12 protein-coding genes are annotated in these 12,736 nt (G+C 69.8%); 8 read left to right on the top strand and 4 right to left on the bottom strand.

All coding sequences use genetic code 11. From position 1 onward, the window contains the following. Positions 1-23: 23 nt before the first annotated feature. Both SFB74_RS00570 and SFB74_RS00565 read right to left on the bottom strand, forming a co-directional pair. Positions 24-734 (bottom strand): Crp/Fnr family transcriptional regulator, encoded by a 711-nt coding sequence (locus SFB74_RS00570; RefSeq protein WP_432728733.1) that lies wholly within the window; start codon positions 732-734, stop codon positions 24-26. 62 nt (positions 735-796) lie between these two features. Next, entirely contained in the window at positions 797-1,180 is a 384-nt protein-coding gene (locus SFB74_RS00565) for a DUF1090 domain-containing protein (protein WP_432728732.1), read from the bottom strand. Between the two features lie 152 nt (positions 1,181-1,332). Here SFB74_RS00565 and SFB74_RS00560 point away from each other — a divergent pair, with 152 nt between their 5' ends. From SFB74_RS00560 to SFB74_RS00545, 4 genes are read left to right on the top strand one after another with little or no spacing between them, the layout of a single operon-like run. Further along, a complete protein-coding gene (locus SFB74_RS00560) occupies positions 1,333-2,253 on the top strand; it encodes a 3-keto-5-aminohexanoate cleavage protein (RefSeq protein ID WP_432728731.1) in 921 nt (306 codons plus the stop codon). Between the two features lie 38 nt (positions 2,254-2,291). Beyond that, positions 2,292-3,503: an ABC transporter substrate-binding protein gene (locus SFB74_RS00555; protein WP_432728730.1), complete on the top strand. Its 1,212-nt coding sequence runs from the start codon at positions 2,292-2,294 to the stop codon at positions 3,501-3,503. After that, positions 3,500-4,450 (top strand): 3-hydroxyacyl-CoA dehydrogenase NAD-binding domain-containing protein, encoded by a 951-nt coding sequence (locus tag SFB74_RS00550; protein ID WP_432728729.1) that lies wholly within the window; start codon positions 3,500-3,502, stop codon positions 4,448-4,450. The genes SFB74_RS00555 and SFB74_RS00550 overlap by 4 nt, the downstream gene beginning before the upstream one ends. A 1-nt stretch (position 4,451) precedes the next feature. Next, positions 4,452-6,263 (top strand): feruloyl-CoA synthase, encoded by a 1,812-nt coding sequence (locus SFB74_RS00545; protein WP_432728728.1) that lies wholly within the window; start codon positions 4,452-4,454, stop codon positions 6,261-6,263. A gap of 39 nt (positions 6,264-6,302) precedes the next feature. Here SFB74_RS00545 and SFB74_RS00540 read toward each other — a convergent pair whose 3' ends face one another. Further along, complete coding sequence (locus SFB74_RS00540; protein WP_432728727.1) at positions 6,303-7,109, bottom strand: PaaX family transcriptional regulator; 807 nt, start codon at positions 7,107-7,109, stop codon at positions 6,303-6,305. A gap of 77 nt (positions 7,110-7,186) precedes the next feature. Here SFB74_RS00540 and SFB74_RS00535 point away from each other — a divergent pair, with 77 nt between their 5' ends. After that, on the top strand, positions 7,187-7,969 hold the full coding sequence (locus SFB74_RS00535) for a crotonase/enoyl-CoA hydratase family protein (protein WP_432728726.1): 783 nt from the start codon (positions 7,187-7,189) through the stop codon (positions 7,967-7,969). A gap of 16 nt (positions 7,970-7,985) precedes the next feature. On the opposite strand, the gene SFB74_RS00530 is transcribed toward SFB74_RS00535, so the two are convergent. After that, positions 7,986-9,377: a PLP-dependent aminotransferase family protein gene (locus SFB74_RS00530; RefSeq protein ID WP_432728725.1), complete on the bottom strand. Its 1,392-nt coding sequence runs from the start codon at positions 9,375-9,377 to the stop codon at positions 7,986-7,988. 137 nt (positions 9,378-9,514) lie between these two features. On the opposite strand from SFB74_RS00530, the gene SFB74_RS00525 reads away from it, so the two are divergent. The 3 genes from SFB74_RS00525 (at position 9,515) to SFB74_RS00515 (ending at position 12,719) form a co-directional block, all read left to right on the top strand. Continuing rightward, positions 9,515-10,807 (top strand): hydroxymethylglutaryl-CoA reductase, degradative, encoded by a 1,293-nt coding sequence (locus SFB74_RS00525; protein WP_432728724.1) that lies wholly within the window; start codon positions 9,515-9,517, stop codon positions 10,805-10,807. A gap of 71 nt (positions 10,808-10,878) precedes the next feature. Next, positions 10,879-11,331, top strand: coding sequence for a hypothetical protein (locus SFB74_RS00520; protein WP_432728723.1), 453 nt, complete (start codon positions 10,879-10,881; stop codon positions 11,329-11,331). Then, complete coding sequence (locus tag SFB74_RS00515) at positions 11,331-12,719, top strand: tripartite tricarboxylate transporter permease (protein ID WP_432732039.1); 1,389 nt, start codon at positions 11,331-11,333, stop codon at positions 12,717-12,719. Before SFB74_RS00520 ends, SFB74_RS00515 begins: the two co-directional genes overlap by 1 nt. Positions 12,720-12,736 lie beyond the last annotated feature (17 nt).

The raw sequence follows: 12,736 nt of genomic DNA, 5'->3' as shown, positions 1-12,736 counted from the left end.
CTGCCCGGGGCCGCGGCTGCCGGCTACTCGTGGATGAAGCGCCGCAGCCCTTCGATGTCGATCACGGTGATGCCGCCGTACTCGATGCGCAGGAAGCCGGCCTCCTTCAGTCGGTTCAGCGCCGCGTTGCAGCGCTGGCGCGAGACGCCCGAGAGGTTCGCGATCTCTTCCTGCGAGGTCTGCAGGTGCGGCTCGCTGCCCGGATGCAGCCACGGGTGGAAGAGCCCCGCCAGCGCGCGCGCCACCTGGCTGTCGGCGTCGAGCAGGCGGTGCGCCGCGTAGTTGCCCATGAACCAGTGCAGCCGCTCGTTGATCTGCTGCAGCAGGAAGTGATCGAAGCCGCGCTGCGTGCGGTGCAGCCACTCGAAGGTTTCCAGCGGCAGCGCCGCCACCCTGCTCGGCCGCAGCGCGATGATGTCGGCCGAGCGCGGCAGCGCGCGCAGCAGCGTGCCTTCGCCGAACCAACTGCCCACGGAGAGCCCGCCGAAGGTCACGGAGCGGCCGTCGCTCGAGGTGATCGACCACTTGAGCAGGCCCTCGAGCGTGCCGTACCAGTGCATCGGCGTGTCGCCGCGCCGGCACAGCGCGGAGCCGGCGGCCACCTCGACCTCGCGCATCTCGTCGAGCACGCGCTCGCCCGCGCTCACGTCGAGCAGCGGGAACCAGGCCGAGCCTTGCAGCAGTTGCGGGATCGTCAGCGATGCCGAACGGGGGGCCGGCTTGGTCGTGGGCATGGGATGGAAAACGGATGGCTCGGCGAGCCCCTGTCGTGTTCTGTTCTTCTTTGCTTTCTTCTCTACTGCGCGCCCTTGAGCTGCTGCAGTTCCGCCTGCGCCTCGCGCAGCTTGTCCTCGCGCTTGGCCACCTTGTCTGCGCCGCCATTGCGCCTTGCATCGCGCAGGTCGCGTTCGCGTTTCGCTACCTCGCGCTCCTGGTCGCGGATGCGCCGCTGGTGCTCTGCCGCGAGCTTCGCCTCGGTGCAGTTGCGGCGCACTTCGGCGAGCGCTTTCTCGAGCCCGCGCAGGCGCTGCTTCTGGCCCCGGGCCTTGGCCTCCTCGATGTCGCGGCCGATGGCCTCGCGCTTGGCCTCGCAGGTGGTGGGCGCAGCCGCCGGTTGCGCGGCGGTCCAGGTCGAGGCCAGCGCCGCCGAGGCGGCCAGGAGGATGGGCAGCAGTTTCATGAGGTCTCCTTGAAGCGCGCGATGGCGCAAGGGCGACTTTAGCCGGTGGCGCAGGTAAACCCTGCCCTCAAATGTCGTCGCGATGACTGAGTACGAATGCGTTCAAAAAAATAATTGCCCGCCCTCATGAAAGACTCCAGGAGCCCCCGAGCATGTCGAAGCGCAAAGTGATCGTGACCATCGCCCCCACGGGCGGCATGGCACACAAGTCGCAGAACCCCCACCTCCCCACCCAGCCCGCCGAGATCGCGGCCGACGTGCTGCGCTGCTGGAACGCCGGCGCCAGCGTGGTCGCCATCCACGCGCGCCGCCCCGACGACGGCGCCACCTGCGACGCCGAGGTGTACCGCGACATCAACAGCCGCATCCGCGCGGGCGGCAGCGACATCGTCATCAACAACTCCACCGGCGGCGGCGTGCACGGCGACATGGTGAAGCCGCTGGCCGGCGACCGCTGGGAGATCGCCTGGGAAGAGCGCATCAAGGGCATGGACGCAGGCGCCGAGATGTGCACGCTGGACGCCACCACGCTCAACCTGAGCTTCGAGGGCAAGCAGATCCTGATGGACACGCCCATCACCCGCGGGCGCGAACTGGCCGCCGGCATGAAGGCGCGCGGCATCAAGCCCGAGTGGGAGGTGTTCAGCCCCACGCACATCCTGCAGGACACGACCACGCTGATCGGCGAAGGCCACGACGACGAGCCCTACTTCATCAACCTGGTGATGAACGTGCACCGCAACTTCCAGAACGCGATGCCGTATTCGCCGCGCAACCTGCAGATGATGGTCGACACGCTGCCCAAGGGCGCCATCTTCGGCGTGAGCGGCATCGGCATGTCGCAGCTCGAAGCCAACGTGGCGGCGCTGCTGCTGGGCGGCCATGCGCGCGTGGGCCTGGAGGACAACCTCTACTTCCGCCAGGGCGAGCTGGCCACCAACGTGCAGCTCACCGAGCGCATCGTGCGGGTGATCCGCGAGCTCGACATGGAAGTGGCCACGCCCGCCGAGGCGCGGCAGATGATGGGCCTGCCGCGCGTGGGCACGCCGAGGCCCGAGTTCGCACTGGGCTGACGGTGCAAGACAAGAAGAAACCAGACGGAGACACGCACATGAACACTATTTCCCGCACCGCCCTCGCCACTGCCATCGGCATGGCATTCGCCGCCGGTGCCTCGGCCCAGGTGTCCGACGACACGATCCGCATCGGCTTCATCAGCGACATGTCGGGCATCTACCGCGACTACGACGGGCCGGCCGGCGCGGAGGCGATCCGCATGGCCATCGCCGACATGGGCGGCGCCATCAATGGCAGGAAGATCGAGCTGGTCACGGCCGACCACCAGAACAAGCCCGACATCGCCGCAGCCAAGGCGCGCGAGTGGTTCGACGTGCAGAAGGTCGACATGCTGATCGCCGGCGTCAACTCGGGCGCAGCCATCGCCATGGCGGGCGTCGCGGCCGACAAGAAGAAGCCCTACTTCGTGGTGGGCTCGGGCGCCTCGGGCCTCACCAACGAATACTGCTCGCCCTACACGGTGCACTACGCCTACGACACGGTGGCCATGGCGCGCGGCACCGCGAGCGCGGTGGTCAAGGCGGGCGGCAAGAGCTGGTACTTCGTGACGGCCGACTACGCCTTCGGCGCCGCGCTGCAGAACGACGCCACCAAGACCGTGCAGGCCGCGGGCGGCACGGTGGCGGGCTCGGTGAAGCACCCGCTGGGCGCGAGCGATTTCTCGTCGTTCATGCTGCAGGCGCAGAGCTCCAAAGCGCAGGTGCTGGCGCTGGCCAACGCGGGCGGCGACACCGTCAATGCCATCAAGTCGGCGGCGGAGTTCGGCATCGGCAAGAACATGAAGCTGGCCGGCATGATCATCACCATCAACGACGTGCACGCGCTGGGCCTGAAGGCGTCGCAGGGCATGTACCTCACCGACAGCTGGTACTGGAACCAGAGCTCCGAGTCGCGCGAATGGGCGCGCCGCTTCTTCGACAAGCACAAGCGCATGCCCTCCTCCTTCCACGCCGGCGACTACTCGGCCGCGCTGCAGTACCTGCAGGCCGTGAAGGCCGCGGACAGCGACGACGCCGACAAGGTGATGGCGCAGTTGCGCAAGACGAAGTTCAATGACATGTTCGTCAAGGGCGGCTGGCTGCGCGAAGACGGGCTGATGGTGCACGACATGCACCTGATGCAGGTGAAGACGCCGGCCGAGTCGAAGGAACCCTGGGATTACTACAAGGTGGTCGAGCCGATCCGCGGCGAGGCCGCATGGACCACGAAGGCGGAGAGCCGCTGCGCACGGTGGAAATCGACATGAGCACATCTTCCTCGGACATCAAGCGCGTGGCGGTGGTCGGCACCGGCGTGATCGGTGCGAGCTGGGTCGCGTACTTCCTCGCGCACGGCCTCGACGTGAACGCGACCGACCCCTCGCCCGGCGCGGAAGAACGGCTGCGCGAAGCCGTGGCGCGTCACTGGCCAACGCTGGAGCGCTTCGGCCTCGCGCCCGGTGCGTCCGTCGATCGCCTGCGCTTCCACGACAGCCTGGAAGACGCCGTCTCTGTGGCCGACTTCGTCCAGGAGAACGGCCCCGAGCGCATGGATTTCAAGATCGACCTGTTCCGCCGCATGGACGCGGCCGCGCCGCCCGAGACCATCCTCGCGTCGAGCTCGTCGGGCCTGGCGATCAGCGGCGTGCAGTCGGGCTGCGCGCACCCGCAGCGCGTGGTGCTGGGGCATCCGTTCAACCCGCCGCACCTGATCCCGCTGGTGGAAGTGATCGGCGGCGAGCAGACCTCGGCCGAAGTCATCGAGCGCACGATGGCGTTCTACACGGCCATCGGCAAGCGGCCGATCCACGTGAAGCGCGAGGTGAAAGGCCACATCGCGAACCGGCTGCAGGCGGCGCTGTGGCGCGAGGCCTTCCATCTGGTCGACCAGGGCGTGGCGAGCGTGGCGGACATCGACGCGGCCATCGCGCACGGGCCCGGTCTTCGCTGGGCAGTGATGGGGCCCTTCATGAACCTGCACCTGTCGGGTGGCGTGGGCGGCATCGAACATGTGCTCGCGCACCTGGGCGGGCCGATCGAAGACTGGTGGAAGGACCTCGGGGCACCGTCGATGACGCCAGAACTCAAGCAGAAGGTGGCGCAGGGCGTGGCCGAGGAACTCGGCACGCGCCGCACCGGTGATCTCGAATCCGCCCGCGACACCCTGCTGTTAGACCTGATTCGCGCCAAATCCGACACCGGCAGACTCGACTGAAATGACCGACTTCCTCCTCGATGAAAGCCTGATCGCCCCGCCCCGCACGGTGCGCATCGACTTCGACGACGGCTCCTTCGCGCTGCGCTCGCCGATGGCGCTGAAGCCGTATGCACGCTGCGTCGGCGAATGGATCGAGCGCTGGGCACGTGAAACGCCCGACGCATTGGCCTTCGCCGAGCGCAACGAGAGCGGCGAAGGCTGGCGCAAGCTGGACTACCGGGCGCTGCGTCAAGCCGTGGGCTCGGTGGCGCAGGGCCTGCTCGACCTGAACCTGCCAGCCGGCCAGCCGGTGGTGATCCTTTCGGACAACGCCATCGACCACGCGGTGCTGATGCTCGCGGCCATGCACATCGGCCGCACCGCGTGCTCGCTCTCCAGCGCCTACTCGCGCATGGCGAAGAACCCGTCGCGGCTGCACGGCATGCTGCAGGCGCTGAAGCCGGGGCTGATCTACGCATCCGACGCGAAGGTGTACGGTGGCTCGCTCGCGGGCTGCGGCGTCGAGGCGGTCACGGTGTTCAGTCGCAATGCCGATGCACATTCGGGTGCGCTGGCGTTCGACAGCTTGCTCGCGGCAAAGGAAACGCCCGCCGTCATGCAGGCCTTCGCCAACGTGCTGCCCGACACGCACGCCAAGTACCTGCTGACCTCCGGCTCCACCGGCAAGCCCAAGGTGGTGATCAACACGCACCGCATGCTGTGCGCCAACCAGCAGATGATCGCGCAGACCTGGCGCTTCCTCGCGCACGAAAAGCCGGTGCTGGTCGACTGGCTTCCCTGGAGCCACACCTTCGGCGCGAACCACAACCTGCACATGGTGCTGTGCCACGGCGGCGCGCTCTACATCGACGAAGGCCGTCCCGCGCCGGGGCTGATCGAGAAGACGGTGCGCAACCTGCGCGAGGTGAAGCCCACGCTGCTGTTCAACGTGCCGCGCGGCTTCGACATGCTGCTGCCCTTCCTCGAGGCCGACGAGGCGCTGGCCGCCGACGTGCTCTCGCGGCTGCGCCTCGCGTTCTACGCAGCGGCGGCGCTCGCGCCCTCCACGTGGCAGCGGCTCGAAACGGTGGCCGCGCGCGTGCGCCCCACGCGGCCGCTGTGGCTCACCACTTCATGGGGCGCGACGGAGACATCGCCCGCCATCACCTCCGCGCACTGGAAGCTCGACGGCGCCGGCTGCATCGGCGCGCCGCTGCCGGGGCTGGAGCTGAAGTTCGTGCCCAACGGCGAGAAGCTGGAGATGCGCGTCAAGGGCGTCTCCGTGTTCCCCGGCTATCGCGACGCGCCGCGCGAGACGGCGCAGGCTTTCGACGAAGAGGGCTACTACCGCATCGGTGACGCCGGCTTCCTCGCGAACCCGTCGCAGCCCGCGCAGGGCGTGATCTTCAACGGCCGCGTGGCGGAAGACTTCAAGCTCTCCACCGGCACCTGGGTGTCGGTGGGCACGCTGCGCGTGAAGCTGGTGTCGCTGCTCGCGCCGCATGTGCAGGACATCGTGCTCACCGGCCACGACCGCGACGAGATCGGCATGCTGGTGTTCGCGAGCCCCCAGGGCGCCGCGCTTGCGCCGCAGGCGCTGGGCGAGCGCATCGCGGGCGTGCTGCGCTCGCTGCGCGACGAGGGCGCGGGCTCCTCGCAATGCCCCGCCTGCGCACTGGTGCTGGCCGAGCCGCCGAGCCTCGACGCGGGCGAGATCACCGACAAGGGCTACATCAACCAGCGCGCGGTGCTGGTGCGGCGCGCGGCGGAAGTCGAGCAGCTGCATGCGCGCACGCCGGGCGATGCGCTGGTGGTGCGGCTGGAGGGCTGATCTCCGCGCGCAGGTGCAGATGGCTGCCTGCGGCTGAGGCTACGGCTGCGCCAGCCACTTGCGCCACAGCACCAGCGCCTTGTCCTGGTAGCGCCGGGTGGCGGCGAGCAGCGCGGCGCGCGGCTCGGGCGACATGAGCTCGGCCGGCAGCAGCGGATCGCGGATGAGGTGCCCGATCACGGCGCGCCCCAGCAGCAGCGACTCGCGCGTCGCGGTTTCGAGCTTCTGCGTCGCGAGCCGCTTCCCGCTGCGCTCCACGCCCGTCTGCAGCCGGCGATAGCTCGCCTCCATGGCGCGCACGTTCCACAGCTTGCGCGCGGCCGCCTGCGCCGCGTCGTCGAGGTCGGCGATGCGGAACACCAGCGCGTCGGAAGACAGCCCCAGGGCCGCCAGCTGCACGCGCTCGGCCGCCAGGCCGCCCGCGAGGTTGTCGGGCCGGATGTGCAGGCCCGGGTGCAGCGCCGCGAAACCGCGCAGCGACAGCGCGAGCGCATGGTGGCGCCATGCAGTCTTGTCGGCGCGCGGCACGCCTGCGTCGTGCACCGCGAGCCAGTCGCCGCGCCATGCGACCGTCTGCGCCTGCCTGTTGCGCCAGGCATCGACGGTGCGCGACAGCGCCGCGCCCTTGCGGTCGAGCATGTAGCTGCCGCGCTCGCCGCGCGCGATCTTGCCCTCGGCCGCCAGCCGCGTCAGGCCCACGCGCAGGGTCGATTCGCCGATGCCCATGAGCGCCCCCGCGCGGCACAGCGCCTGCGCGCTCAGCGTGCCGCCGTCGGCCACCAGGAGGTCGAGGATCAGGTCGGGCGCGCTGGGAACGGCGACCGGCACATTACATACTTTGTCCATGTTTGCAGGAGAGAGAAATATTTCCTACGATCATCGTGAGCGATCGAGCATGCAATTTTGCCCGGAAGGATGCGCGCATGGCCATGCAATACGTGAGCTGCGACACAGATGGCGCCGTCTGCACCATCACCCTGAACCGGCCCGACAAGCGCAACGCGGTCGACGGCCTGGTGGCGGCCGAACTGCGCGAGGCCTTCGGCCGCTTCGAGGCCGAAGAGGCGCTGCGCGTCGCGGTGCTGACCGGTGCGGGCGGCAACTTCTGCGCCGGCGCCGACCTGTCGGCCGTGGGCGACCCCGCCCGCCGCAACGAACTCGACCCCGAGGGCGGCGGCAGCGGCCCGATGGGCCCCACCCGCATGGCGCTGGCCAAGCCGCTGATCGCCGCGGTGAACGGCTTCGCGGTGGCGGGCGGCCTCGAACTCGCGCTGCTGGCCGACCTGCGCGTGGCCGACGAGGACGCGGTGTTCGGCGTGTTCTGCCGCCGCTGGGGCGTGCCGCTGATCGACGGAGGCACGGTGCGGCTGCCGCGCATCGTGGGCATGGGACGCGCGCTCGACATGATCCTCACCGGCCGCGCGGTGGGGGCGCCCGAGGCACTCGCGATGGGCCTGGTCAACCGCATGACGCCGCCCGGCGGCGCGCTGGCCGCCGCGCAGCAGCTGGCCCGCGAGATCGCCGCCTTTCCGCAGCGGTGCATGCTGGCGGACCGCCGCTCCGCCTACGAGCAATGGGACATGCCACTGGCCGACGCCCTGCGCCACGAGGGCGCACTCGGCGTGCCCGTGGTGTTCGCCGAGGGCCAGGCCGGCGCCGCGCGCTTTGCCGGCGGCGCGGGGCGCCACGGCGAGTTCGGGCGCTGAAAGCCAGCCCCGTCAACTACCCCTGGCCGATGCGGCGCAGCGTGGTGCGCAGCGCCTTCGCGAAGCGCGGGTCGGCCATGGCGCCGACATTGAAGCGCGACCAGCGCGACACCTGCGTCGAATCGACGCTGAAGATGCGCCCGGGCGCCATCACGATCTTGCGCGGCAGCAGTTCCTTCGCGAAGGCCAGCGAGTCGGCCACGCCGGGCAGCGCGGCCCACACGTAGAGCGACTGCGGGGTGCGCGCGAACACCTCCGCGTCGACCGACTCGAGAAGCTTCATCGCGTTGCGCGTGGCCTCGCCCAGCCGCGTCTGCAGCCGGTTCAGGTGCCGCTGGTAGTGGCCCTCGCTCAGGATGACGTCGACCGTGCGCTCGGCGTACTCCGAGCTGCTCACGTGGATCAGCGCCTTCAGGTCGGCGAGGTCGCTCGCGAGATCGGCGCCGCAGGCGATGAAGCCCACGCGCAGCGCGGCCGAGAACGACTTGGAAAAGCTGCCGATGTAGATGGTGCGCTCCAGCTGGTCGAGCGCGGCCAGCCGGGGCAGCGCCGTGGGCTTGAAGTCGGCCAGCGGGTCGTTCTCGACGATCAGCAGGTCATGCTTCTGCGCCAGCTGCAGCACGCGGAATGCCTTGGCGGGCGAGATGTCGGAGCCCGTGGGGTTGTGCGCGATCGACTGCGTGAAGAAAAGGCGCGGCCGCTCCGCGACGAGCAGGCGCTCCAGCGCCTCCAGGTCGGGCCCGTCGGCCAGGCGCGGCACGCCCAGCACCTGCGCGCCCGCGAGCTTGAGCTTGCCGAAGAGCGGGTAGTAGCCCGGGTCGTCCACCAGCACCTTGCCGCCGGGAGGCACGAAGTAGCGGATGACGATGTCCATCGCCTCGTTGGCGCCGTGCGTGAGCACGATCTGCCGCGGCTCGGCGCCGATGCCGAAGTCGGCCAGCTTGCGCACGAGGTGGTCGCGCAGCGGCGCATAGCCGAAGCGGCTGCCGTAGCGAAAGAGCGCGCCGAGCCCCGTGCGCACGACCTTGGGGTGGTACTTGTCGAGCCGCACGTCGGCCAGCCACTCGACCGGCGGGAAGCCGTCGCCCACCGCGATCGCGTCGGGCTCGGTCTTGAGCTGCTCGCGCATGAGCCACACGATGTCCATCGCGCGACCGAGGCTGCCGGCGTCTTCCTCCGCGGGCCCGGGCGACGAAGGCCGCGCGCACACGAAGTAGCCCGAGCCGCGCCTGGGCTCGACCAGCCCGCGCGACACCAGCAGTTCGAAGGCCGCGACCACGGTGTTCTTCGCATAGCCGTGCAGCTGGGCCAGTTCGCGCAGCGAAGGCAGCTTGTCGCCGGCCTTGTAGGCACCGCTCGCGATCTGGCGTTCGATGGCGTTGGCGAGCGAATCGGCGATGGTGGTCATGGCCTGCGACTGTGACACAGTCGGCTCGAACGGCCAGCCACTGTCCGCACTGTCCCGCCAAACTGTGCCTTCCGGCGGCGGTACAGCCGACCTAAATTGCCTGCTCCCGAACTCGCATTCAGAAGAGACACGCAACGATGGTCGCCGATTCCCGCCTTCCCAACTTCCGCGCGCTGACGCCCGCGCAACGCCTCGAACACATCGCGAGCACGGCCTCGCTCACCGCGGACGAGGCAGCGCTGCTCGCCCGGCCCGGCGCCCTCGGCACGGACCGCGCCAACGGCATGGTCGAGAACGTGATCGGCACCTTCGAGCTGCCGCTGGGCGTGGCCGGCAACTTCGTGGTGAACGGCCGCGAGTACCTGGTGCCGATGGCGGTGGAAGAGCCCTCGGTAGTGGCCGCGGCCTCCTTCATGGCCAAGCTGGCGCGCGACGGCGGCGGCTTCGAGGCGTCGAGCACGGGGCCGCTGATGCGCGCGCAGGTGCAGGTCGTGGGCGTGGGCGATCCGCATGGCGCTCGGCTCGCGCTGCTGCGCGCGCGCGAACGCATCCTCGAGGTGGCGAACAGCCGCGACAAGGTGCTGATCGGCCTGGGCGGCGGCTGCCGCGACATCGAGGTGCACGTGCTCGAAGGCACGCCGCGCGGCGCGATGGTGGTGATGCACCTGATCGTCGACGTGCGCGACGCGATGGGCGCGAACACGGTCAACACCATGGCCGAGGCGGTGTCTCCGCTGGTCGAGGAGCTCACGGGCGGCACGGTGCGGCTGCGCATCCTGTCGAACCTCGCGGACCTGCGGCTGGCACGCGCACGCGTGCGGCTGGCGCCGGCCGTGCTGGCCACGCGCGAGCGCAGCGGCGAGGAAGTGGTGGAAGGCGTGATCGATGCCTACACCTTCGCGGCGGTCGACCCGTACCGCGCGGCCACGCACAACAAGGGAATCATGAACGGCATCGACCCGGTGATCGTCGCCACCGGCAACGACTGGCGCGCAGTCGAGGCCGGCGCGCACGCGTATGCCTGCCGCCATGGCCGCTACACCTCGCTCACCACCTGGGAGAAAGACAACACCGGCGCGCTCGTCGGCACCATCGAGCTGCCGATGCCGGTGGGGCTGGTGGGCGGCGCCACCAGGACGCATCCGCTGGCTCAACTGGCACTGAAGGTCCTCGGCGTGAAGTCGGCGCAGGAGCTCGGCGAGGTGGCCGCGGCCGTGGGCCTCGCGCAGAACCTCGGCGCGCTGCGCGCGCTGGCCACTGAAGGCATCCAGCGCGGCCACATGGCGCTGCACGCACGCAACATCGCGCTGGTGGCCGGCGCCACCGGCGAAGAGATCGACGCGGTCGCGAAGCAGATGGCCGCCGAGCACGACGTGCGCACCGACCGCGCGGTGGCGCTGCTCGAAGCGCTGCGCAGGAACAGGAAGTAAGCAGGCAGACAGGCAGGCAAGAAGGCGTTGCGGGCCGCGCCCGCATGCACAACAACGACGGAGACAACAGCATGAAGACGGACAGTGCAGGCCGCGCGAGATGGCGGCTGGTTGAAATCTGGGGCGACACCGCCGACCTGGGCCACCTCGCGTGGTCGATCGCCATCGGCCTGGCGGTGAGCCTCGCGGGCTTCCTCGTGGCCAACCGCGTGCTCGCGAGCACGGTGGGCACGCCCGAGCTGGCACGGGCCTACGCCATGCTCGCCGGGCTCGGCGGCTGCGTGCTCTCGGGCCTGATCTGCGCGTGGCTCTTCACGCCCAAGCGCGAGGTGATCGAGGGCGCCGGCGCCGATCCGCGCTGGCGCGAGGAAGTGCTGGCCGAGCTGGCCGGCGAGCATGGCGACCTGGGCTCGGTGGACGACCTCCCACCCGCGGTGGTGCGCGAGATGAAGGAGCTGGAAATCCACGACCTGTTCGCCTCGTACCGGCCCCGCGCCGTTCGGCAGGAAGGCGGTGCGTCGTGATGATCGAAGCCTCGCTGCTCAACCAGATCCTCGTCGCCACCGGCATGGGCCTTGTCGGCGCCGTGGTGTTCGCCGCCATCGGCCTCGTCTCGGGCACCGACGAGACCACCACGCTCGCACCGCTGACGCTGCTGGTGGTGCTGCTCGGCGTGCCGCCCGAGGGCGTCTTCACCTTCTTCCTGGCGGCGGCCGTGGCCAAGCACATGACGCACGCGGTGCCCACCGCGCTGCTGGGCATTCCGGGCGACACCATGGCCACGCCGCTCTTGCAGGACGCCAACGTGCTGCGCAACCTCGGCGTGCCGCACATCGCGCTGCGCAAGATGGTGTCGGGCGCGATCATCGCGGCCTTCATCGCGGTGCCGCTGGCCGTGCTGTTCGCGGTGCTGCTGGCGCCTTATGGCGCGGCCATCACCAAGGCGGCGCCGTGGATCTTCGTGGTGGCGGCCGTGGCCATCGCGTACTTCTCCAGCGGGCGCTGGGCCTCGGTGGCGACGCTGGTGCCCTTCGTGGTGGTGATCGTGGCGCTGCAGGCGCTCACGGGCAAGTACGGCGTGAAGCTGAGCATCAGCTACTTCCTGGGCATCGCTATCGGGCCGCTGGTGGCCGACCTGTTCTCGGTGATCTCGCCCGCCGCGCGGGCCCGCATGAAGCGCGACAAGGTCCGCACCTTCTCTCTCGCGCCCGACGTGAAGGGCTGGTCGGGCTACTTCCCGAACCCGTTCAAGGTGCTCGACCGCGGACAGGTGAAGTGGACCTTCGCGACGGCGGCGATCTCCAGCGCCACCTTCGTGTTCAGCCCGGTCGCGATGACGGTGGTGCTGGGCGAGCTGGTGGGCTCGCGCGTGAAGCACGCCTACCACCGGCTCACGACCACGCTGGCCGCGCGCAACGGCGTGACCGAGGCCACCTACATCGCCGAGGCGCTGATTCCGCTGATCGCCATCGGCCTGCCGCTGAGCCCGGTGGCCGCAGGGCCGGCCGCGCCCCTCTTCAATGCGCCGCCGGTGTTCACGATCGACTCGGCCAGCGGCCAGACCCACAACCTTCACAACCTGCTGAGCCACTGGGAGTTCCTGGGCTACGGCATGCTGGCGGTGGTGCTCGCGGCGCTGGTGGCCTATCCGTTCACCATGAACTTCGCGCGCCGCGCGGCCCTGTTCGTGTCGCGCAAGGTCAGCCACGAGGCGATCATCGCGACCTTCGTGGGCCTGATCGTGGTCATCAGCGTGTGGGAAGGCCAGCTGCTCGGGCTGCTGGTGATCCTGACGATGGGGCTGCTGGGCGGGCTGCTGTCGCGCGCCATCGGTTTCAACACCGGCGTGCAGTTCATGGGCTACTACACGGCTGTGCTGACGGTGCCGGCGGTGGTCAAGGCCTTCGGCTGACCTGGTGAAGGAAGGGG

It is taken from the genome of Variovorax xiamenensis, assembly GCF_050916385.1.
Taxonomy (GTDB): domain Bacteria; phylum Pseudomonadota; class Gammaproteobacteria; order Burkholderiales; family Burkholderiaceae_C; genus Variovorax.
The sequence above is the reverse complement of the archived record's forward strand: the minus strand, read 5'-3'. Positions and strand labels throughout refer to the sequence as shown.